The sequence below is a fragment of the Klebsiella sp. 2-CIP_Kleb. genome (genome assembly GCF_050378715.1).
Taxonomy (GTDB): Bacteria; Pseudomonadota; Gammaproteobacteria; order Enterobacterales; family Enterobacteriaceae; genus Klebsiella; species Klebsiella quasipneumoniae.
Window position 1 is genome coordinate 1,089,178 of record NZ_JBNRLG010000001.1, and the last position, 20,831, is coordinate 1,110,008.

At 59.3% G+C, this 20,831-nt stretch carries 19 protein-coding genes, 2 tRNA genes and 2 pseudogenes; 11 read left to right on the top strand and 12 right to left on the bottom strand.

Annotated elements, in window-relative coordinates:
* Positions 1–432: 432 nt before the first annotated feature.
* From ACQUTP_RS05445 to ACQUTP_RS05455, 3 genes and pseudogenes are all read left to right on the top strand, one after another.
* Positions 433–1,258 (top strand): annotated as a pseudogene (locus ACQUTP_RS05445) (TetR/AcrR family transcriptional regulator).
* Complete coding sequence (locus tag ACQUTP_RS05450; RefSeq protein WP_223171745.1) at positions 1,197–2,111, top strand: MDR family oxidoreductase; 915 nt, start codon at positions 1,197–1,199, stop codon at positions 2,109–2,111. Before ACQUTP_RS05445 ends, ACQUTP_RS05450 begins: the two are co-directional and overlap by 62 nt.
* Positions 2,112–2,229: 118 nt before the next feature.
* On the top strand, positions 2,230–3,162 hold the full coding sequence (locus ACQUTP_RS05455) for a nucleoside recognition domain-containing protein (protein ID WP_285755010.1): 933 nt from the start codon (positions 2,230–2,232) through the stop codon (positions 3,160–3,162).
* On the opposite strand, the gene ACQUTP_RS05460 is transcribed toward ACQUTP_RS05455, so the two are convergent.
* A complete protein-coding gene (locus ACQUTP_RS05460) occupies positions 3,073–4,695 on the bottom strand; it encodes an alpha/beta hydrolase (protein WP_428902353.1) in 1,623 nt (540 codons plus the stop codon). The two genes, ACQUTP_RS05455 and ACQUTP_RS05460, sit on opposite strands and share 90 nt — an antisense overlap.
* 270 nt (positions 4,696–4,965) lie before the next feature.
* Here ACQUTP_RS05460 and pmrD point away from each other — a divergent pair, with 270 nt between their 5' ends.
* Complete coding sequence (pmrD, locus tag ACQUTP_RS05465) at positions 4,966–5,211, top strand: signal transduction protein PmrD (RefSeq protein WP_004203504.1); 246 nt, start codon at positions 4,966–4,968, stop codon at positions 5,209–5,211.
* A gap of 129 nt (positions 5,212–5,340) precedes the next feature.
* Positions 5,341–6,795 (top strand): AMP nucleosidase, encoded by a 1,455-nt coding sequence (locus ACQUTP_RS05470; protein ID WP_004203506.1) that lies wholly within the window; start codon positions 5,341–5,343, stop codon positions 6,793–6,795.
* Positions 6,796–6,962: 167 nt separating this feature from the next.
* Here the strand turns inward: ACQUTP_RS05470 and ACQUTP_RS05475 are convergent.
* The 3 genes from ACQUTP_RS05475 to ACQUTP_RS05485 all read right to left on the bottom strand — a co-directional run bounded on the left by ACQUTP_RS05475 (position 6,963) and on the right by ACQUTP_RS05485 (position 8,789).
* Positions 6,963–7,038 (bottom strand) — tRNA-Asn (locus tag ACQUTP_RS05475).
* A 126-nt stretch (positions 7,039–7,164) separates the two neighbouring features.
* On the bottom strand, positions 7,165–8,601 hold the full coding sequence (locus ACQUTP_RS05480; RefSeq protein WP_004203508.1) for an EmmdR/YeeO family multidrug/toxin efflux MATE transporter: 1,437 nt from the start codon (positions 8,599–8,601) through the stop codon (positions 7,165–7,167).
* An 8-nt stretch (positions 8,602–8,609) separates the two neighbouring features.
* Positions 8,610–8,789 carry a DUF5951 family protein gene (locus ACQUTP_RS05485; RefSeq protein WP_219619312.1) on the bottom strand — a complete coding sequence of 60 codons (180 nt, stop codon included), beginning with the start codon at positions 8,787–8,789 and terminating at the stop codon, positions 8,610–8,612.
* Positions 8,790–8,794: 5 nt separating this feature from the next.
* Here ACQUTP_RS05485 and ACQUTP_RS05490 point away from each other — a divergent pair.
* Positions 8,795–8,870: transfer RNA gene (locus ACQUTP_RS05490), tRNA-Asn, on the top strand.
* 281 nt (positions 8,871–9,151) lie between these two features.
* Positions 9,152–10,255: an AarF/UbiB family protein gene (locus tag ACQUTP_RS05495; protein ID WP_285209986.1), complete on the top strand. Its 1,104-nt coding sequence runs from the start codon at positions 9,152–9,154 to the stop codon at positions 10,253–10,255.
* Here ACQUTP_RS05495 and ACQUTP_RS05500 read toward each other — a convergent pair.
* The 3 genes from ACQUTP_RS05500 to ACQUTP_RS05510 all read right to left on the bottom strand — a co-directional run bounded on the left by ACQUTP_RS05500 (position 10,252) and on the right by ACQUTP_RS05510 (position 13,033).
* Positions 10,252–11,223 carry a sensor domain-containing diguanylate cyclase gene (locus tag ACQUTP_RS05500; RefSeq protein ID WP_004203513.1) on the bottom strand — a complete coding sequence of 324 codons (972 nt, stop codon included), beginning with the start codon at positions 11,221–11,223 and terminating at the stop codon, positions 10,252–10,254. The two genes, ACQUTP_RS05495 and ACQUTP_RS05500, sit on opposite strands and share 4 nt — an antisense overlap.
* Before the next feature lie 205 nt (positions 11,224–11,428).
* Complete coding sequence (locus ACQUTP_RS05505) at positions 11,429–12,265, bottom strand: alpha/beta fold hydrolase (protein ID WP_004203515.1); 837 nt, start codon at positions 12,263–12,265, stop codon at positions 11,429–11,431.
* 192 nt (positions 12,266–12,457) lie between these two features.
* Positions 12,458–13,033, bottom strand: coding sequence for a hypothetical protein (locus ACQUTP_RS05510; protein ID WP_032456345.1), 576 nt, complete (start codon positions 13,031–13,033; stop codon positions 12,458–12,460).
* A gap of 131 nt (positions 13,034–13,164) precedes the next feature.
* Between ACQUTP_RS05510 and ACQUTP_RS05515 the strand changes: the two genes are divergently transcribed.
* Positions 13,165–14,079, top strand: a complete 915-nt coding sequence (locus tag ACQUTP_RS05515; protein WP_004203519.1) for a LysR substrate-binding domain-containing protein — start codon at positions 13,165–13,167, stop codon at positions 14,077–14,079.
* 5 nt (positions 14,080–14,084) lie between these two features.
* On the opposite strand, the gene ACQUTP_RS05520 is transcribed toward ACQUTP_RS05515, so the two are convergent.
* Together ACQUTP_RS05520 and ACQUTP_RS05525 are read right to left on the bottom strand one after the other, a co-directional pair.
* Entirely contained in the window at positions 14,085–14,420 is a 336-nt protein-coding gene (locus ACQUTP_RS05520) for a DUF1869 domain-containing protein (protein ID WP_004203520.1), read from the bottom strand.
* Positions 14,421–14,424: 4 nt separating this feature from the next.
* Positions 14,425–14,757 (bottom strand): DUF1971 domain-containing protein, encoded by a 333-nt coding sequence (locus tag ACQUTP_RS05525; protein ID WP_004203524.1) that lies wholly within the window; start codon positions 14,755–14,757, stop codon positions 14,425–14,427.
* Between ACQUTP_RS05525 and ACQUTP_RS05530 the strand changes: the two are divergent.
* Positions 14,756–15,010 (top strand): annotated as a pseudogene (locus tag ACQUTP_RS05530) (hypothetical protein). The gene ACQUTP_RS05525 and the pseudogene ACQUTP_RS05530 overlap by 2 nt on opposite strands.
* On the opposite strand, the gene ACQUTP_RS05535 reads toward ACQUTP_RS05530, so the two are convergent.
* Positions 14,981–16,891: a putative bifunctional diguanylate cyclase/phosphodiesterase gene (locus tag ACQUTP_RS05535; RefSeq protein WP_032425933.1), complete on the bottom strand. Its 1,911-nt coding sequence runs from the start codon at positions 16,889–16,891 to the stop codon at positions 14,981–14,983. The pseudogene ACQUTP_RS05530 and the gene ACQUTP_RS05535 sit on opposite strands and share 30 nt — an antisense overlap.
* A 10-nt stretch (positions 16,892–16,901) precedes the next feature.
* Positions 16,902–17,399, bottom strand: a complete 498-nt coding sequence (locus ACQUTP_RS05540) for a molybdopterin-dependent oxidoreductase (RefSeq protein ID WP_017899688.1) — start codon at positions 17,397–17,399, stop codon at positions 16,902–16,904.
* Between the two features lie 304 nt (positions 17,400–17,703).
* On the opposite strand from ACQUTP_RS05540, the gene shiA reads away from it, so the two are divergent.
* Positions 17,704–19,023: a shikimate transporter gene (shiA, locus tag ACQUTP_RS05545; protein ID WP_080841673.1), complete on the top strand. Its 1,320-nt coding sequence runs from the start codon at positions 17,704–17,706 to the stop codon at positions 19,021–19,023.
* A 46-nt stretch (positions 19,024–19,069) separates the two neighbouring features.
* The gene (locus ACQUTP_RS05550) at positions 19,070–19,810 is read left to right on the top strand and encodes a lipoyl protein ligase domain-containing protein (protein WP_306738558.1); all 741 of its coding nucleotides are present in this window, start codon (positions 19,070–19,072) and stop codon (positions 19,808–19,810) included.
* Here the strand turns inward: ACQUTP_RS05550 and ACQUTP_RS05555 are convergent.
* Positions 19,770–20,726: a LysR family transcriptional regulator gene (locus ACQUTP_RS05555; RefSeq protein WP_285755015.1), complete on the bottom strand. Its 957-nt coding sequence runs from the start codon at positions 20,724–20,726 to the stop codon at positions 19,770–19,772. The two genes, ACQUTP_RS05550 and ACQUTP_RS05555, sit on opposite strands and share 41 nt — an antisense overlap.
* Between the last annotated feature and the right edge of the window lie 105 nt (positions 20,727–20,831).

The window sequence follows — 20,831 nt, forward strand, 5'->3', positions numbered from 1 at the left end:
CAGGTGTGGTTTCAGCGGCGGGTTATTTATCCAGACGCCGATAATAAAGGACAGGCTTTCCTGTCTGGCGGCGTGTTTATTTAAACTGAGGTGGCAACCGGCGCCCGTTCAGGGGGGACAATGTGTTTTATCATGCCGGCATTGTCAATCCGCTATGGTCTGCAAATCATCGTCAGCCCGGCCATATAATCTCTACCATTCATCCTTATCATTCCGTGGCGACCAGAGAGATATATGGTCAGCGGAATAGCCTCAGCGGATTGATATTCTCTGTCGTAACGGCCGATATCTATGCATTAGCCATTATGGATAATCCGCGTCGCCTTCATAAGCCGAATGCCTCGAAATCCCGCCCTTCGCTGCCATACATTGCTTGCCCCATACCAGGATTGGGGGTACCCTGACAAACAATTAAACCACACGGTCTAAATGATGAATCCCGCTATCTCCGCCAACCTGAAGCCCCGCCGCGGCCGACCGCCAAAGGCCAATCGGCAGTTTGTCGACACCCGCCAGGCGCTGATTCGCTCGGGCCTGGAGGTGCTGACCGAAACGGGCTATCTCGCGGCGGGGATTGATGCGGTAATCAAGAATATCGCCGTGCCAAAGGGGTCGTTTTACCACTGTTTCAAAAGCAAGGAGGCCTTTGGCCTCGCCGTGCTTGCCGCCTATGGCGACTACTTTGCGCATAAATTAGATAAATTCCTGCTGGACGACGCCGTGCCGCCGCTGGAACGGATGGCGGCCTTCGTGCGAGATGCCGGTCAGGGAATGGAGAAATACCAGTTTCGTCGCGGCTGTCTGGTAGGCAACCTGCTGCAGGAAGCTCCGCTGTTGCCCGAGGCATTTACCCAGCGGTTGCAGGCCATCCTGGCGGCATGGGAGGAGCGCGTGGCCCGCTGCCTGCACGAGGCGCAGGCTGCCGGGGCGATTGCCAGCGACACCTCACCGGAGGCGCTGGCCCAGGTGTTCTGGATCGGCTGGGAAGGCGCGGTGATGCGCGCCAGGCTGGTCCAGTCCGCCGCTCCCCTTAACCAGTACTGGGATTTCTTTGCGCACAATATGATGACAATAACACCTGCACAGGACGGCGATAGCGCCGATAACTCCCTTCAGACGAGGAATACTCAGTCATGAAAGCATTAGTTCTGGACCAGATTGACAACCGCACCGTGGCCGCCGTCAAAGCGATTGACCTGCCCGCCCTTGCCGAAGGCGACGTGCGGGTCGCCATCGACTGGTCGAGTCTCAACTATAAAGATGCCCTGGCGATCACCGGCAAAGGCAAAATCATCCGCCAGTTCCCGATGGTGCCGGGGATTGATTTTGCCGGCAGGGTAAGTGAAAGCCGCGATCCGCGCTTTGTTCCCGGCCAGGCCGTGATCCTCACCGGCTGGGGCGTGGGCGAAAACCACTGGGGCGGTCTGGCCACCGAGGCCTGTGTCAAAGGCGACTGGCTGGTTGCCCTGCCGGAGGCACTCAGCGCGCGCCAGGCGATGATCATCGGCACCGCCGGCTTTACCGCAATGCTGTGCGTCGATGCCCTCGTCAGTGCGGGCATCACCCCGGAAAGCGGTGATATCCTGGTCACCGGCGCCAGCGGCGGGGTCGGCAGCACCGCCGTGGTACTGCTGAAAGCGCTCGGCTACCGGGTGACAGCCGTATCGGGCCGCGAGTCGACGCACGATTACCTTCGCCAGCTCGGCGCCGACGCCATCCTGCCACGCAGCGACTTCGCAGAGACCCGCCCGCTGGAGAAACAGCTGTGGGCGGGCGCGGTGGATACCGTTGGCGGCACGATGCTGGCTAAAGTGCTGGCGCAAACGCAATATCGCGGCTGCGTCGCCGCCTGCGGTCTGGCCGGGGGCTTCGATCTGCCGACCACCGTAATGCCGTTTATTCTGCGCAATGTGCGTCTGCAGGGGGTGGATTCGGTGATGGTGCCCACCGCAGAACGCGACGCGGTCTGGCAGCGTCTGGCCCAGCTGCTGCCGGAGGGCTACTACCAGCAGGCAGCCACCGAAATCACGCTGGAGCAGGCGCCTGCGTATGCCGCAGATTTCCTCAGCAACAATATTCATGGCCGCACGCTGGTCAACATCGGCCAGTAATTCTCTCCTCCCGGCGCCCTATGGCGCCGGTCCCCCGGGCGATCCTGACATATCATTTCCTTCCCCACGGGATTATGATGACGCGAACGAATGGCTTTGCGAGTGGTAAAGAACGTAAATGGATGTCATAAGCATCATTATGGCGGCGGGCAAATCGTCCGTTGACGTCGCGCTGTATACGCTGTTGCCGATCATGGTGATCATGCTGATTATCATGAAATATCTGGAGATCCGCGGCATCCTCGATGTGATTGTGCGCTGGGTTGCGCCATTGCTGAAGCCCTTCGGCTTAACCGGGATGAGCGCCTTCGCCCTGATCCAGATTAACTTTGTCAGCTTCGCCGCCCCGCTGGCCACGCTGTCCATTATGGACAAACGTGGCGTTTCTGACCGGCAAATGGCCGCCACGCTGGCCATGGTCTTCGCCATGGGGCAAGGCAACGTCTTCTATCCCCTCACCCCTTTCGGCCTCCACTGGCTGGCCTCGATCGTTATCTCAGTTGTCGGCGGCCTGTGCGCGGCGGCAGTCGCCTGGCACGTCACCGGACGGCGCTTATCGGTCGCCGAGAATCCTCGCGCGGAAGCGCTGCCCAACGCCGAGCAGAACAGTCAGGGCATTCTGGCGGTGATCAATAGCGCCGGCTCCGACGCCATCCGCCTGGCGCTCGGCGCGGTGCCGATGCTGATCCTGTCGTTAACCATCGTCGGACTGCTTCAGGGCGCTGGCGCCATCGACCTGCTGCAGCAGCTGCTGAAACCGGTGCTCGGCTGGCTGCACATTCCGCAGAACTTTGTGCTGCCGGCGCTGGTGAAGTGCGTCGCCGGAGGCACCGCTTACTTTGGCGTCATTTCCGAGCTGATCCAGCAGGGCAAAGTCACCGTCAGCCAGGTCAACGCCTCGGCAGGCCTGCTGATCCAGACCTTCGATCTGCCCGGAATCGGTATTTTCCTCGGCATCAGCTCACGGTTTGTCCGCCTGTTTCGCTTCGTGGTTCCCGCGGCGATCGTCGGCATTCTGCTGCGCACCGTCCTGCACCTGAGCCTCTTTTAACGCCTGCGCGCTGGCCTGCGCCTTCAGGCAGGCCACTACCGCCGCCTGTTCGCCGCAGGCGATATGCTCATCGACGCGCGCCAGCATCCACGGAAAGAAAGGATTAGAGGTGACGCGCATTAACGTCTCCAGCCCCACGCTCAACGTTCCGGTTTCTCCACGCAGTGAAATGGTGCCCAGGCTAATGCCGTAGCGGTTCTTCTCGTCCGGCTCGCGGCCATACAGCGAGTCGCTCAGGGGAAACGGCACCGCCACATGCGACAGGGAGTACATATCCGCCGGCCAGGCAAGGTGTAGAGGATAACGATGCTCTTCCCGTTCCTGCGCCAGCGTAGTGCGGGCGACGGTCTGCAGCGTATGCGCCGTCGCGTTGGTCACCACCGTGGTGGTATAGGCCCTCGGCGCCGGCGGTAGCAGCGTATTCACCGCCGCATAGAGCGCGGGACGGAACAGGACCCGGAGATCCGCCGCCTGGTTTATGTCGAACACCACCAGCTCACTGCCGTTGTCCGGCAGGTAGCGATACAGGGACTCCACCACCGCCCGGGTGCTGACGGTGGAATCCATCACCGACTGAAAGGTGAGGATTGGCGGCAGCGCTTTCAGCTCCCCCTGACGGGACGCGCGAATAATCTGCTGCTGCAGCGCCTGGCTTAACAGCCAGGACTGTCTCGCCGCTTTTACCGGAAAAGAGTTGTACTTGAACGGGTTAAATTCAGGCGCCACGTTTAGCCAGGCCGCACGGGCAAACGCCGGGAAGATGGACGGCAGCCCGGCGAGACCGGCAAAACGGGCAAACGCCGTCACGCCGATCATCGGCGACAGTAGGATAATCTGCTGCGGCTGGCGTAAATGGCTGTCCTCCAGGCTATCGAGGGCATACTTGAGCGCCAGCGCGCCGCCGTTAGAGTAGCCGACCAGATGCAGCGGCACGTCCGCCCCTGCCAGCCGCGTCGCTTCGCGCACCGCCAGACGCGTTGCCGCCAGCCAGGTCTCCCAGTCAACGGCGGTTAACGCCCCCGGCGCGGTGCCATGGCCCGGCAAACGCGGCGCCACCGCCACATAGCCCCGCTGCCGCCAGAGTTGCGCCAGATAGCGCACGCTGTAGGGCGAATCGGTCAGGCCATGGAGCAGCACCACGCTGCCGCGCGGTTTGCCCTGCGGCAATAGTACAAAAGAGCGATTCCAGTCCTGCGTAAACTGTCCCGGCCAGACCCGGCTGTGGCGATAAAAGCGGTTGACTGGGGTTTTATCTTCTTCCGGCAAGGCCTCTGTCACCTCACGCTGAAGATCGGCGAAAATCGTTTTCTCCCGCGCCAGATACTGGGCAAAGGTCGCCTGGTCGATCTCTTTGGCCGTCATCTCGTTGCCATGCCAGGTATGCCAGGAATGCAGCGCGGGGCCGCGCTGGGACTCATAGATCCGTCCGGCGAGAAAAACCACCAGCAGCGCCAGCACCGCAACGATCCCTTTTTTTAACAGTGAGCCAATAACGGCGCCTGACGTTCGCCAGTGGCGTAAAACATGCTTCATGACGCTCTCTCTATTATTTTTCGCATAGCCGAACTCAGCTGCCCTATTCCTGACAGGCTATTTTCACTGTCTGCTTCTCAGCATAGCCATCGGCTCCGGCAAATTAAACCCGGCAGATCATTCATGTTCAGCGAAAAAAAGCCTACCGCTGAGATCAACGTTAGGTCGCCTATTTTTAAACACTGTATAAACCAAGGGGATAATCTTATTGTCAGGCCTTCAGGAAACATGAATTATCGGCAGGAATGTGATCAGGACAGGAAGATATAGATGGAGTGGTGGGTAAAAAAAGTGAGAAAAAATTCAATGACCAGCCCCTGCTGCGTCGTGCTTCAGAGCGGTACATTAGCGATGATTGCTGAAATTGAAGCCTGTCGCCTTCACCTGCAGGAAGGCGATAAACTTACTCCGCTGGCCGATGCGCGTTATTGTCTGAATAATAACCCGACACAGACGTTGAAGATCCTCAAAGCAACCCATTATAGCAGTGAGCGCTGGGCAAACGCCGGCAAATAAATCGGGTCCGACCCCTTTGCCAGAGATGATCTGGGTCTCTTCGCATCTGACAGATAAATTCCCCTTCGCCCTTTTCACGCTGTGACATACTATCGGGAATGTCAGCAGACCTGAAACAAGGAGCGAATCATGAATAACAAGGCCGCCAGTCTGACCCCGGAACAAGCGCTTGCCGAGCTGGAAGCGCGCTATGAAGCCTCGGTCACGGCATTACGCAAAGCCATCGGCGACTATATCGACCATAATACGCTCCCCGATACCGAAGCCCGCGCGGAAGGTCTTTTTGTCTATCCGCAGCTCTCGGTCTCCTGGGACGGCGCCGATCATAAAGCCCTCAAAACGCGCGCCTGGGGACGTTTCACCCATGCAGGGTGCTATACCACCACCATCACCAATCCGAAACTGTTCCGCCACTATTTGCTGGAACAGCTGACGCTGCTGTATCAGGACTATGGCGCGCATATCAGCGTCGAGCTGTCGCAGCATGAGATCCCCTATCCTTACGTGATAGATGGTTCCACCCTGACACTCGACCGCTCGATGAGCGCCGGTCTGACGCGCTATTTCCCTACCACCGAGCTGTCGCAGATTGGCGATGAGACCGCAGACGGCCTGTTCCATCCTACCGAGTTCTATCCGCTGTCGCACTTTGACGCCCGCCGCGTCGATTTTTCGCTGGCGCGTCTGCGGCACTATACCGGCACGCCGGCGGAACACTTCCAGCCCTACGTGCTGTTCACCAACTATACCCGCTACGTGGATGAGTTCGTCAGCTGGGGCTGCAGCCAGATCCTCGATCCCGACAGCCCCTATATCGCTCTCTCCTGCGCCGGCGGGATCTGGATCACCGCCGAAACCGAAGCGCCGGAGCAGGCCATTTCCGATCTGGCGTGGAAGAAGCACCAGATGCCGGCCTGGCATTTGATCACCCACGACGGCAAAGGGATCACGCTGATTAATATTGGCGTCGGCCCGGCCAACGCCAAAACCATCTGCGACCACCTGGCGGTGCTGCGCCCGGATGTCTGGCTGATGATCGGCCACTGCGGCGGCCTGCGCGAAAGCCAGGCTATCGGCGACTATGTGCTGGCCCACGCCTATCTGCGCGACGACCATGTACTGGATGCGGTGCTGCCGCCGGATATTCCAATCCCCAGCATTGCCGAAGTGCAGCGCGCCCTGTACGACGCCACCAAGCAGGTGAGCGGGATGCCGGGCGAGGAGGTGAAGCAGCGGCTGCGTACCGGGACGGTGGTCACCACCGACGACCGTAACTGGGAGCTGCGCTATTCCGCTTCCGCGCTGCGCTTTAACCTCAGCCGCGCGGTGGCTATCGATATGGAGAGTGCGACCATCGCCGCCCAGGGCTATCGCTTTCGCGTCCCCTACGGCACGCTGCTTTGCGTCTCGGACAAGCCGCTGCACGGTGAGATCAAGCTCCCCGGTCAGGCCAACCGCTTCTATGAGGGGGCCATCTCTGAGCATCTGCAGATCGGCATCCGGGCTATCGACCTGCTGCGCGCCGAGGGGGATCACATGCACTCGCGTAAGCTACGCACCTTCAACGAACCGCCGTTCCGCTAACCGGTGACGTGGGAATAAAGAGGAAAACGCTGGCGTTCCCCGCTGGGGAGCGTCAGCGCTCGGGTGGCGAAACAAACGTCCCGGCGGTGACTCCGGTTTTTTCGTCCGCAAGGAAACAGGCAGACAGAAAAGCAAAAAGCCTGCTCGAAAGCAGGCTTTTTTAAATTTGGCTCCTCTGACTGGACTCGAACCAGTGACATACGGATTAACAGTCCGCCGTTCTACCGACTGAACTACAGAGGAATCGTGTGAACGGGGCGAATATTAACGATGACGCCGGACGCTGTAAAGCCTGTTTTTAATAAAATGAATCGTTTGCCGAATTATTCCTCACTTTGCGCAAAAAATGGCGTTTATCCGGCAAACGGATCAGGTTTCCGGCGTTGAGGCCTTAACCCGCGGGTACTTCCACAGCCAGCGACCGCTCACCATGCGGAAGTAAAACAGCACGCCGCGCACGGCCCAGTCGAGCACCATCCCTAACCAGACGCCGATCACCCCCATCCCCAGCACGATGCCCAGCGTATAGCCCGCCACCACCCGGCAGCCCCACATACCGAGCATCGACACCCACATGGTATAGCGTACGTCACGGGCGCCTTTGAAGGCGCAGGGTAAAGTCCACGACAGCGACCAGATCGGCATAAACAGGGCGTTGAGCCACAGCAGCTGCTTCACCACCTCTTTTACATCCTCTTCATGGGTATAGAAAGAGGCGATAAAGCCCGCGAACGGGGCGCTGCCCCAGGCAATCAGCGTCAGAATAATGGTCGACAGCCAGAACACATGCCAGGCCTGGAATTCCGCCTGACCAATCTGCCCTTTCCCCAACCGCTTGCCGGTGATGATCGTCGAGGCGGAGCCGAGGGCGTTGCCCGGCAGGTTAATCAGCGACGCCACCGAAAAAGCAATGAAGTTGCCGGCGATAACGTTGGTGCCCATCCCGGCGACGAACATCTGGGTCAGCAGCTTACCGCCATTGAACAGAACCGATTCGATACTGGCCGGGATGCCGATCCCCATCACCTCCCAGATAATGGCGAAGTTAAAGGGTTTGAAGTAGCCTTTCAGCGACAGCCGCAGCGCGGGATTGAGGCCCACCATCAGCACCCAGATAGTGGCGATGGCGCCAATATAGCGGGCAATGGTCAGCCCGAGACCGGCGCCGACAAAGCCCAGCCCCGGCCATGAGAAGAGGCCATAGATGAGCACGCTGCTGATTAGGATATTGAGGATGTTCATCCCGCCGTTGATCAACAGCGGGATTTTAGTGGTACCGGCCCCGCGCAGCGCCCCGCTGCCGATCAGCGCAATCGCCGCCGCCGGATAGCTCAGCACCGTCAGCTCGAGATAGGTCAGCGCCAGGTCCTTGACCTGCGGGGTGGCATCGCCGGCGACAAAATTAATAATTTCCTGACCAAAGGCGTGGATCACCCCCGCCAGCACAATGGAAAACAGGGTCATAATGGCCAGCGACTGGCGCGCGGCCGCTCTCGCTCGCCGCCGATCTCGCTTGCCGAGGCTAAAGGCCACCACCACCGTGGTACCCAGATCGATGGCGGCAAAGAACGACATGATCACCATGTTAAAGCTATCGGCCAGACCCACCCCGGCCATGGCCTCTTTTCCCAGCCAGCTGACAAGGAAGGTGCTCAACACCCCCATCAACAATACGCAGGCATTTTCCAGCAGAATGGGCACAGCGAGGGGGCTGATTTCGCGCCAGTACAGCACACGATAACGCTGACGTTTTTTAAACCAGGATGTCCGTTCGACGGCCTGGCGTACGGCGGAGGTGACGTTCAAGAGAGACCTTAGTGAGAGATGTTGAAACAACATTTCAAATGATGATCGAGAAATGGATATCCTGCAAAGTATTTTTCCGTAATAATTGTCGGAAATGACAACAAATTGTTGATGGAAGCGGCAGTTGCACCTGAACGGGCGAATTGATGTTTGACAAAAGATTTTTCGCCGCTAAGATACGACTCCACACGATTCCTCTGTAGTTCAGTCGGTAGAACGGCGGACTGTTAATCCGTATGTCACTGGTTCGAGTCCAGTCAGAGGAGCCACATTTAAGAAGCCTGCTTTCGAGCAGGCTTTTTGCTTTTCTGCGTCTCTGGCCTTAACGCAGAATCGCATCCAGCCCGGCAAGCACCTCATTGACAACGGCGACAGGTATGCGTTTCAGACGCTTGCCTTTCGCTACCGCCGCCCTACGCCCCAGGTATCCTCCATGAACACGCCGCCGCTCAGCCTGAAAAAGCGCTCGGCGGTAGGATGATTTTGCTGACGCTTGCGGGTGAGATAGCGTGAATGAATCACTCTGTCCCATGTCTTATAAGGAGGCGCCATGAACCTCAGACAACAGCAGCAGCAGGCGTTTGACCGCAGCGGTCAGCCGCTTATCGTCGGCGACGTCAACCACTGTCCACTGCCGCCGGAGACCCTCGCCGCGCTGGGTCCGGATTCCCCCTATGTGGTGCAGGTATACGGTTCGGGTCTGACCGGCGAGGTTTACCGGCTGCGCATCGCCGGTAAGGAGTATAATTTAAAGAAACGACGCGCCGTCGCCGGCGTTGCCAATCTTAACGGCCAGCTGTCGTTTTTGAATGAGGTACAGCGCCGGCAGACGTTGCAACGGCTGAAGGATGACCCAAATACCGCACCGCGCTTCACCCACATCGTCCCAACGCTGTATGCCGATTATCGCCTCGGCATCCTGCTCTCCCCCTGGATCGATGGCGAGCCGATTCACCAGCTGACCCCGCCGCTGATCGCCCAGCTGTTCACCACGCTGGAAGCCTGCGAAGAGCAGGGGCTGATGGAGTGGGATCTCTGTAGCGGGAACCTGTTGGTGGACCGGGAGGAGCAGCTGTGGCTGTTCGATTTTGGCTATATGTATCCCTTCGACCCGCTGAGAGAATTCAACAGCAACGGTCTGGCCGATCCCCTGTTTCACTTTGTCGAGCGCTTTGAGACCCGCTTCTTTTTTAGCTGGCTGATGACCCGGGTGCCCGATGCCGAACAGCAGCTGGCGCAGTATCGCGAGATGAAGCGGCTGGCCGTCGAAAGCTACCGGCGCAAGCTGGTCTGGCTTCGCGCCCGGCGGGCAGCCCCGCAGGTGCAGGCTCATTTTCAGCAGATAACGACGCGCTGGGAGACGGCGCTGGCTGACCCTGCCGCGCTGCGCCGCTTGTTCGCCCTGGAAGCCTTCCGCTCCCATGTGCTGGATATTGAAGACGACCTGCATGGCCAGTCCTGCACCTTGCTCACCCTGCAACGTATCGACTGGGTGATAGGCCAGCTGGAACAGCATTATCGCTTTATCGCCGACGAAGGCGGCCTGTTTTACGACAACGCTGGGAAATCGCAGCAGGCGCTGCTCGGTGACTATGCACAGAAGCGGCAGCAGGCGCAGCAGTACCTGCTCAATGCCGCCGCGGCAAAGGATTAACGGCGTTCACGCCCCTGTTTCTGCTTCGCCTGATACATCAGGCGGTCGGCGGTGGCCACCAGCGCGTTGAGACTGGGGTGGCTGGCGGGATCGTACTCGACGCAGCCCCAGGAGAACGCCAGCTGCCAGGGGTGAGCCGCCTGTTGATTGAAACGCGCTACGTTGTGGCTGAGCGTCTCCATTGCCGCCGCGGCATCGTGGCGGCTGGTATTGGCGAACAGAATAATAAACTCATCGCCTCCCTGCCTGGCGAGGATATCGGATTCACGGAAGGCACTTTTCATCAAATCGGCGATGGCGATCAGCGCGCGATCGCCCTCTTCATGCCCCCAGGTATCGTTGATATGCTTAAAGCGATCGAGGTCGACAAACGCCAGGCTCACCGGCTCATGGCGGCGCTGGGCCGTCAGCAGGGCATACTCGGCCAGGGTGAGGAATCCCCGGCGGTTAAACAGTCCCGTCAGCTCATCGGAGGTTGCCGCATCCAGCACCTTGAACTCATCCTCCACGATCGCCGCCAGATCGCTTAAGATCTGTATTTCATGCGCGGAGAACGAACGCGGCTGATGGTCCATCAGACAAAAAGACCCCACCGTCGCGCCATCCGGCAGCTGAACCGGGTACCCGGCGTAAAAGCGGATAAACGGCGCCTGAATCACCAGCGGATTGTCGTGAAAACGCTCGTCCTGCTGCATGTCGTTAACGATAAGCGGGTCGGTTTGCAAAATGGTATGGGCGCAAAATGAAATATCTCTCGGCACCGTGTCCACATCCAGACCGGCACAGGATTTGATGTGCAGCAGATCTTCCCCTACCAGGCTGATGGAGGCCACCGGCAGGTTATACAGCGAACGGGCAAGCCTGGTCAGGCGATCAAAGCGTTCTTCTTTTCCGCTATTCAACAGCCCGGAAGAGCGAAGCGATTGCAGGCGACGCTGCTCGTCGGGATGAAGTCCGGCTAATTTCATTGTCTCTCTCTTGTCTCTTGCGCAGAATTCCACCGGGATTCCCGCTGGAAACCCGGTGTTTTATCCTGCCAGGGGAAAAATAGTCGTCAGGTATCCCATGAGTTAAGCAGATTTCCCCTGCTCGTCAACCGGCGCGCCCCGGCGACTGGCGGCCAGGGCGCTGGCGGAAGGCCATTGACGGCTTTCCGCCCGGCGAAAGGGAAGATCAGGCGCGGATAAACGCCAGCAGGTCGGCGTTGATGGTATCGGCGTGAGAAGTGTGCATCCCGTGCGGGAAGCCAGGATAAATGATCAGCTGGCTGTTGGGCAGCAGCTGGTCCTGCAGGATAGCGGCATTTTTATAGGGAACCACCTGATCGTCATCCCCCTGCATAACCAGCACCGGCAGCGTAATCGACTTAAGATCTTCGGTCTGGTCGGTTTCTGAAAACGCCTTGATGCCTTCATAATGGGCTTTGGCGCTACCGATCATACCCTGTCGCCACCAGTTCTGGATCGTCCCCTGCGACACCTCCGCCCCGTCACGATTGAAGCCATAGAACGGGCCAGAGGCGACGTCGAGATAGAACTGGGCGCGGTTAGCCGCCAGCGCTTTGCGGAAACCGTCAAACACCTCGATCGGCGTGCCGCCAGGATTCTGTTCGGTCTTGACCATCAGGGGCGGGACGGCGCTGATGAGCACCGCCTTCGCCACCCGCCCCTGCGGCTGACCGTAGCGGGCCACGTAGCGGGCGACCTGGCCACCGCCGGTAGAGTGTCCAACATGGACCGCATTGTGCAGATCCAGATGCTCCACTACCGCCGAGACGTCTGCCGCATAATGGTCCATATCATGCCCCTCGCTGACCTGATCGGAGCGGCCATGGCCCCGGCGGTCGATAGCGATGACCCGAAAACCTTCGGCAAGGAAAAACAACATCTGGTTATCCCAGTCGTCGGCGCTTAACGGCCAGCCGTGATGGAAAACAATCGGCTGAGCTTCCTTTGGACCCCAGTCTTTGAAGTAAATATTGACGCCGTCTTGGGTGGTGACAAATGCCATGTTACAGACTCCTCTCTCAGGATAACCAGCCTGCAGGCCCGTGCCTGGGCTGAATGCCGACGGCGGCCGGCTGAGATGCCAGCCGCGCAGGAATGTGATGCCAGTAACAGTGTAGAAGAAATTTATCACCCCGCCGGACGACTTATCCCGTCTCGCTTGATCGGCTCGCTCAAGCCCAGCAAGCGCCAGCGGCTACGCCGCACTCTCCTGCTGGCGGATCCGCACAATCAGCGCGCCGAGCAGCGCCCAGTCCAGCAGCACGGCGAAGGCAAAGCACACACCGCCGCGTCCTGCCCCGGCGGTGTGCCAGGTCAGCAGCGTCGCCGCGATGGCGACAGCCACGCTCAGCGCCGTGGCGCCGCTGACGCGGCTACCCGACAGTGCCGCCCGTCCCGCGGCAACGCGCCAGGCGACAGCCGCCCCCGCGCTGCCGAACGTCACGCCGGGGAGCAGCGCCGGCCAGGCCTGGCCGCCATACCACGCCACCAGCGCCAGCAGCCAGCCGGCCGCCGACAGCAGGAAAGCCCAGCGCGTTGCCGCCAGGGGCGCCCGATAGAGCCTGGGCTGCGCGCGCGCGAATCCCCATCCGGCGCCGAAGGCCGCGATCAGGAGCGCCAGCAGACCCAGCGTGCCGCTCGCCCCGATAACGGGAGCCATGATTAACAGCAAGGCCCCGGCGGCGAAGAGCACGCTGAGAGCGATGGCGCGGCCGCGCGGGTCGATGGTTCCCGCCGCGTCCGCGGCGGCATGGTGGTGTAAAACGTGCATATTCAGCTCCTGACACTGTAAACGACATGAAAATAACTCATGCCATCGTCTTTACATGCCCGTAGCCTATCGCCAATATACAGGGACACACAAACGCATAGTTTTCAGCCATAGATGAGAAAAACTCAGCCATGAGAACACCCCGCCTGCCGCCGCTGGGCGCCCTGCGCGCCTTCCACGCCGTCGCCCGCCAGCGTAGTTTTAAACTGGCCGCCGGGGCGCTCGGCGTCAGCGCGACGGCGGTCAGCCATCAGATTAAACTGCTGGAATCGGTCCTGGAGTGCCGGGTCTGCGAGCGCAGCGCGCAGGGCGTCAGCCTGACCGCCGACGGCGAGATCCTCTACGCCGCCACCCAGCGCGCCTTCAGCGCCCTGGAGCAGGCCGTTGTGCAGATTGCCCAGGCCCGCCAGCCGCCATCCTTAACCGTCACCACCACCTCCAATTTTCTCACCCACTGGCTGGTGCCACGGCTGGCGGACTTCACCGCCCGCTTTCCGGCTATCGACCTGCGTCTGCACACCAGCGTCGAACGGGTGGATCTGCATCTGGGCACGGTGGACGCCGCGATTCGCTATCGCGAAACGCCCGAGCCGGATCTGTGCTGTACGCTGCTGCATGAGGATCGCTTTATCGTGGTCGCCAGCCCGACGCTGGCCCTCAGTCGGCCTGACGATCTGGCGGAAGTAACACTGTTTCACGTCGCCAACCGGCACGTACCGGCGGATTCGCCGAGCTGGGAGAACTGGCGTCGCCGCTATGGACCGCCGACGCTGAATATTGACGCGGGGTTAACATTTAGCGATGAAACCCATGCCCTGCAGGCGGCGGTGGCTGGCCAGGGGGCGGTGATCGCCAGCGAACTGCTGGCGCGGGATCTGCTGCAGCGCGGAGTGTTATCCGCGCCATTCAGCAGCGCGTTACCGGGCGCCAGCTACTACCTGGTCACCACCGAGGCGGCAGCGCAGCGGGGGGATATTATCGCGCTGCGGGAGTGGCTGGTGGGGCAGATGGCCTCGGGCGACAGCGGCCAGCCGGCAGCGGGATAGCGGCCTTACCAGCCGCAAACGTTGGTCTCTTCGTCGGACTCATAGCCGCGGACGATATTGATCAGCTCCTTCACTGCATCGGCCGCGGCGAGCGGATCGCGCAGCGCCGCCAGCGAGGAAAAGCTTTTATCGACCGAGACGCCGTTATTGTTATTGGTGACCGTCAGCACAAACTCCCCCTCTAAATTGTCGTCCGGCAGATCGCTCAGCAGCCCATTAACGGCCTCCACCGCCTGCTGCGGAATATACAATACCATCGGTTTGAGGAATATTTTTTCTTGTTTCCGCTGAAGGCGGCCATTCTCTACCGCTAAGGTATAACCTTTATTTTCACTGTTCATGCTTTTAGCCCTCGATAAGAATATTCGGATCAACATAGAAGTCGACATTAAATACCGTGTCCTCCGACAGGGCCTCAATGCAGTGCCATTTTTCCGGCGGAAAAACGCCAAACTGGCCGGCTTCAATGGTCAGGGTTTCAACCGGCTCGGGGCTGCTCTCATCGGCATAGCCGAGATAGCGGATCGCCCCCTGCATCACCGACAGCCGGGGATAGACCCCCTGGCGGGTGCCAGCGTCCAGATGGCGGCGCCAGATAGAGGCCGGCGCGGTCTCCTTTGTCCACAGCGGCGTGCTGCGGGTATGAACGTAATGGGTGGGAATAATAATTCGCTGCATGATTGCGCCTCACTTTACCGTCGCACAGGATACGGTCAGAAATAATCGATATGATGCATATCATATACCTCTTTCAAAGGGGAAGGATATTATTTTGCTGGTGAATTTTACCTCTACTCCTTTTTATACCCCTCAGGGATTAACGCTTTGATAAAATAAAAAAGGCGATTACAGTGTCCTGAAATCGCCCCGCAATAATTATGTTAAGCCGTTTACATTTAAATTAGCGCAGCGGACTCGGTTTGCCGATTAAATAGCCCTGCACCAGGTCGCAGCCCAGCGCCTGTAGCGAGGCCAACTGCTCTTCGGTCTCCACGCCTTCAGCCACAATACGCATATGCAGGCTCTTTCCCATGCTGATAATCAGGCGCACGATATCCAGATCGTCTTTTTGCTCCGGAATATTAATAACAAACGAGCGGTCGATTTTGATTTTATCGAACGGGAAGTAGCTTAAACGTGACAACGAAGAATAGCCGGTACCGAAGTCATCGATGGAGATTTGAATGCCCTGCTCTCGCAGCTGGCTGAGAATTTCCAGCGAACGGGTGTTCTCATTGAACACGTCCGACTCGGTGATCTCCAGATCCAACCGTCGCGGGTCGAGGCCAGTCTGCTGCAATACGCTGATAATGGTGTCGGTCAGCGAGGTGTTCATCAGCTGAATCGGCGAAACGTTGACCGAGACCTTGAGCGGCGTCGCCCAGCTGGCCGCTTCGGCACAGGCGGTTTTCAGCACCCACTCGCCGAGGGCATTGATAAGGCCGATTTTCTCTGCCACCGGGATAAACACCGTCGGCGGCACGGCGCCGCGCACCGGATGGAACCAGCGAACCAGCGCTTCGTAGCCGTAGATTTCGCGCGTGACGGTATCGGCGATCGGCTGGTAGTAGACTTTGAATTCGTCATGGGACAGGGCCTGCAGCAGATCGTCTTCAAACGATTTATTCTCCTGCAGACGCTGCAGCATCCCCGGCCGGAAGATTTGTACATGGCCGCTGCCCTCTTTTTTCGCCTCATACAGCGCGAGGTCGGCGCACTTGTACAGATAATCGGTCCGGCTTTCGCCATCAGAGATCACGATCCCGATGCAGGCGTCGATATTAATCTGCGCATCGTAGATCTGATAGGGCTGGCTGATCTTCTCCCGGATAACATTGGCCCGCTCGAGGGCCATCTCTTCGGTCAGATCGTAAGAGAGCATCGCGAACTCATCGCCGCCGAGGCGATACAGCGTCTCAGAGGTTTTACGGAAAAAAGAGAGGCGGCTGGCCAGATCCTGCAGCAGCTTATCGCCGGCGTCATGGCCGAGGGTATCGTTTACATCCTTAAAGCTGTCGAGGTCAAAAAGCATCACCACGGCGCATCCGTTATAGGGACGCACCTGATTGACGATCTCCTGCAGACGCTGCCAGAAAGAGAGACGGTTTGGCATACCGGTCAGCGAATCATGGTAGGCATCGTACTGCAGACGACGGTTCTGCACCTGCAGCTTCTCTTTCGAGGCCTGCAGATCGTTGGCCAGGGTTTTCATATGAACGTGGGCGCGCCGCAGGTTATTATTCTGCCGCAGCATCAGCAGCCCGAGGGTAATACACATGGCGATCAGCAAAATGGAGATCACCGAGTAGATATAATAGAGATGCTGAATTTTATCATGGGTGATATTAACGATATTAATATCTTGCGTCAGCGTGGCGGCCGCCATTGAGGTCAGAGGACCATCCAGCTCGCTTAACACCGGCAGGATCGCTTTAACCTGCGCCGGCGTCATGGTGTCAACTTGTTTATCAAGCAAATGGAGATTGCGGATCAGCGTGGCGACCACCGCCTTCCGCTGTTCGCTTTTATTAATAAAGCGACCCAGATCGCCCTGCTGCAGAAGTTCGATCTGGCTCATCATGATCTCGAGGCGCAGGCGCACCTCATCGTGGTCCGCCCCTTCGGCCCCAATCGCCATGCCCGCCAGACGAGACTCCAGTCGCATATATTCCGATACCATCTGCGACATTGACCACGAGTCCGTATAGCGGGTAAATTTTTGCAACTCACTTTGTCGCTCATGCACCAGATAAGTAATATATCCAGTAACAATAAACAACGACAAAATAATAGCCGTGAGTATTCGATTCAAGATCCAACCCTTACTCTATAATAATCTTAGAAACTTGCCAGGCCGATCGGGAATAATAGATCTGGTTCTGTAATTCAGCACTGCTGTCGTAAGGGTAGACGATAAATAACGGGCCTTTATCCCGAACGCGCATATATTCGCCGTTCATTTTTAACGCCATAATGACCGGGAATTTATAAAAATCGTCCATCGGGATAAGGGTGGTGTAGTCGTTGAGCGCCAGCACGCGGACGGATTGGCCTTTAGCGCCGACTAAATCCATGAGTTTATTAAGGGGAATGCCATCAAAACGGACCTTCCCGGTGTACCAGGGGGTGGTGGTTTCCACCGTCTTCATGCCCAGTTTTTCCAGCATCGCGAGATCAAAAACCGCCTTGTCACCGACGTTCGTATTTCCGATTTTCCCGGAAATGGTCAGTACAGGTTTTCCTGTCGGCGCAGGCAGTTTTTCAGCATAAGCAGAAGGCAACATGACAGAACAAAATAAAACTGCAAGAAGTAGACGCATTTAACTCACCATTCCAGAGAAGGAGACATGTTAAGTGTAAACCATTTACGTCAATTCTTAAAAGGTGCTCCTCTTTGTTATCCGTTGATTTAATTAAAAGTATAAGCTGGCTGGCAAATTGCCAGAATGTTTAGTAAAGGGTGTGATTTCGCCCGCCTTTCCGGCCGCTTATTTTTGCACCAGTTCTCCGCTTAGCAGGCAAACTACTTTCCTCCACGGCCGCCGCGCGGTAGTCTCAGAGCAGACGCAATGCTAAAAGCGTCTCATTCCAATAACAACGAATATGTGACTGACAGGACAGGGTATGGATTCAACAATAAGCGTGCAGCCCGACGAGGCGCCGGATTCGCTGCATCGGGCCCGGCGGGCGGCATGGGGCAGCTTTGCCGGCGCCGTGGTCGACTGGTACGATTTTCTTCTCTATGGCATTACCGCCGCGCTGGTGTTCAACCGCGAATTTTTCCCGCAAATCAGCCCGGCGATGGGCACCCTTGCCGCATTTGCCACCTTCGGCGTCGGGTTTCTTTTCCGCCCGCTGGGCGGGATTATCTTTGGCCACTTCGGCGACCGTCTCGGGCGCAAGCGGATGCTGATGATGACCGTCTGGATGATGGGTATCGCCACCGCCTGCATCGGCCTGCTCCCGTCGTTCAGCCAGATCGGCTGGTGGGCGCCGGTGCTGCTGGTATTCCTGCGGGCGGTTCAGGGCTTTGCCGTCGGCGGCGAATGGGGCGGCGCGGCGCTGCTCTCGGTGGAGAACGCTCCGAAGGGAAAAAAAGCCTTTTACAGCAGCGGCGTGCAGGTGGGCTACGGCGTCGGCCTGCTGCTCTCCACCGGGCTGGTATCGCTGATCAGCAGCCTGACCACCGACGAGCAGTTTCTCAGCTGGGGCTGGCGCTTACCCTTCCTGTTCAGCGTGGCGCTGGTCCTGATTGCGCTGTGGATCCGTAACGGTATGGCCGAATCGCAGGAGTTTGAGGCCCAGCAGAGCCAGGCCAACGCGCCGCAGGTGAAAAAGCGGCTGCCGGTGGTGGAAGCCCTGCTTCGCCATCCCGGGGCGTTTTTACTGATTATTGCCCTGCGGTTGTGCGAACTGCTGACCATGTATATCGTTACCGCCTTCGCCCTCAATTACTCAACGCAAAACCTCGGCCTGCCGCGTGAGCTGTTTCTCAACATCGGCCTGCTGGTGGGCGGCCTCAGCTGTCTGACTATCCCCTGCTTCGCCTGGCTGGCAGACCGCTTTGGCCGTCGGCGGATCTACATTACCGGGGCGCTAATCGGCACGCTGAGCGGTTTCCCGTTCTTTATGGCGCTGGAGAGTCAGTCCGTTTTCTGGATCCTGTTTTTCGCCCTGATGCTGGCCAATATCGCTCATGATATGGTGGTCTGCGTCCAGCAGCCGATGTTTACCGAGCTGTTCGGCGCCAGCTATCGCTATAGCGGCGCCGGCGTCGGCTACCAGGTAGCGAGCGTAGTCGGCGGCGGCTTTACGCCGTTTATCGCCGCGGCGCTGGTCACCTTCTCCGGGGGAGCCTGGCACAGCGTGGCCCTCTATCTGACCGCGGGATGCCTGCTGTCAGCACTCACCGCGCTGCTGATGAAAAAACATACCGTCGACTGACCAGCCTTCGGAGGGCGCGACCCGCGCCCTCCGGTAAGGAGAATGCATGTCTTTATTGCCCCTGGCCGACTGCTGGCCACGCCGCTTTACCCCCGCCTCGCTGGCGCTGCAGTTTTGCGAGGACCCCACCCTGGCAGAACAGCCGCTGTTTGCCAAAGCCTGCGCCGGCGAGGCCGTCGCCCAGCTCTGGCAGGCGCCGCAGGGATTCGTGGTGCCGGGGAGCTATCGTCAGTTTGCGGACCTGCCGGCGGTCAGCGCGCATTTTGCCGCGCGGGGCTGGCCGGTATGGCTCCGCCGCTCCGGAGGCGGTCTGGTGCCCCAGGGGCCGGGGATTATCAACCTCAGCCTCGCCTGGCCGGTGCAGCAGCCGCTCGGCGAAGCCGCCGAACCCATCTATCACTCGCTGTGCGCTGTGCTGCAGCGCACCCTCGCGCGCTTCGGCGTTGCCAGCCACCCCCGGGCGGTGGGCGGTTCCTTTTGCGATGGCCGTTATAATCTCGCCTGCGGGGAGGGAGAGGCGGCGCGTAAGATTGTCGGTACCGCCCAGTACTGGCGGCCGCTGACGGCGAGCGGCGGCCATGTGGTGCTGGCCCATGCGGTGATCCTTATTGACGCCGACCTGAGCGCGGCGCATCAGGCGGCGAACGCCTTCGAAGCGCAGCTCGGCAGCGAGCGGGTCTACCGCGCCGACAAAACCGTCACCCTGGCGCAGTTGCTTCCCGGCGAGCGCCATCTGCTCCCCCGATTCAGCGAAGCGCTGGCGCGGGAGCTGGACGCGGCTCGCTGAAGGTCGCTTTCAGGTAGCGGCTGAATGTCTCCACCGCGCGCGACACCCGCGGAGTATAGGGCCGGATGACGTACAGCCGATCGGCGAACACCTCCACCGGCTGCCACACCGGCAGCAGCTCCTGCACCTGCCCGCGGCCGATAGCCTCCCGGGCGCTAAAATCCGGCAGCAGCGCCACCCCCAACCCCGCCAGCACCGCATCGCGCAGCGACTCGCTGTTGTTGGTGGCGAACGGCCCCTGCACGTTGATGGTCACCCGTTCATCGGGCGTCTGGCGGGAGGCAAACGTCCACTGCGGGCGCTGGGGCCCACGGGGATAGGTCAGGCACTGGTGATGACGCAGATCGTCAGGCGTCTCCGGGCGGCCATGGCGGCGAATATAGTCGGCGGAAGCGACGATCAGCGTCGCGGTGTGGCACAGCGGCCAGGCGACGTGAGTGTCCGGGAGCGCCTCGCGCCGACAGTGGCGGATGGCGAGGTCGAACCCTTCGCTGCCGAGAGAGACCAGCCGATCGGTCACCTCCAGCTGCAGATGCAGCTGGGGATGCTGATGCAAAAACGGCGCGATCGCCGGCACCAGCTGTTGACGGGAAAAAGCCACCGGCGCGGTCAGGCGCAGCGTCCCCCGCAGCGGCCCGCCCTCATCGCAAGCGCCGGTGAAAATATCCCGCAGCTGGCCAAACGGCTCATTGAGCTCCGCCACCAGCCGCAGCCCGTCGTCGCTGAGGCTGACGCTGCGGGTGGTGCGATGGACCAGCGTTTTACCGGTCACCCGCTCCAGCTCGCTGATTTTCTGGCTGATGGCCGACTTGCTGATCCCCAGCTTTTCCGCGGCCCGGGTATAGCTTTTCTGCTCTTCCAGCACCGTCAGCCAGTAGAGATGGGCCCAGTAACCCTCCGGACGACTCTCGCTCATGTTGATTGTTCACCAGTAAAAACAATGTATTCAACTATAGCGGTTTTTGCCCGCGACGGCATCGGCTAGCATCTTTATCAGACCGCGATTATTGCCTAACGATAA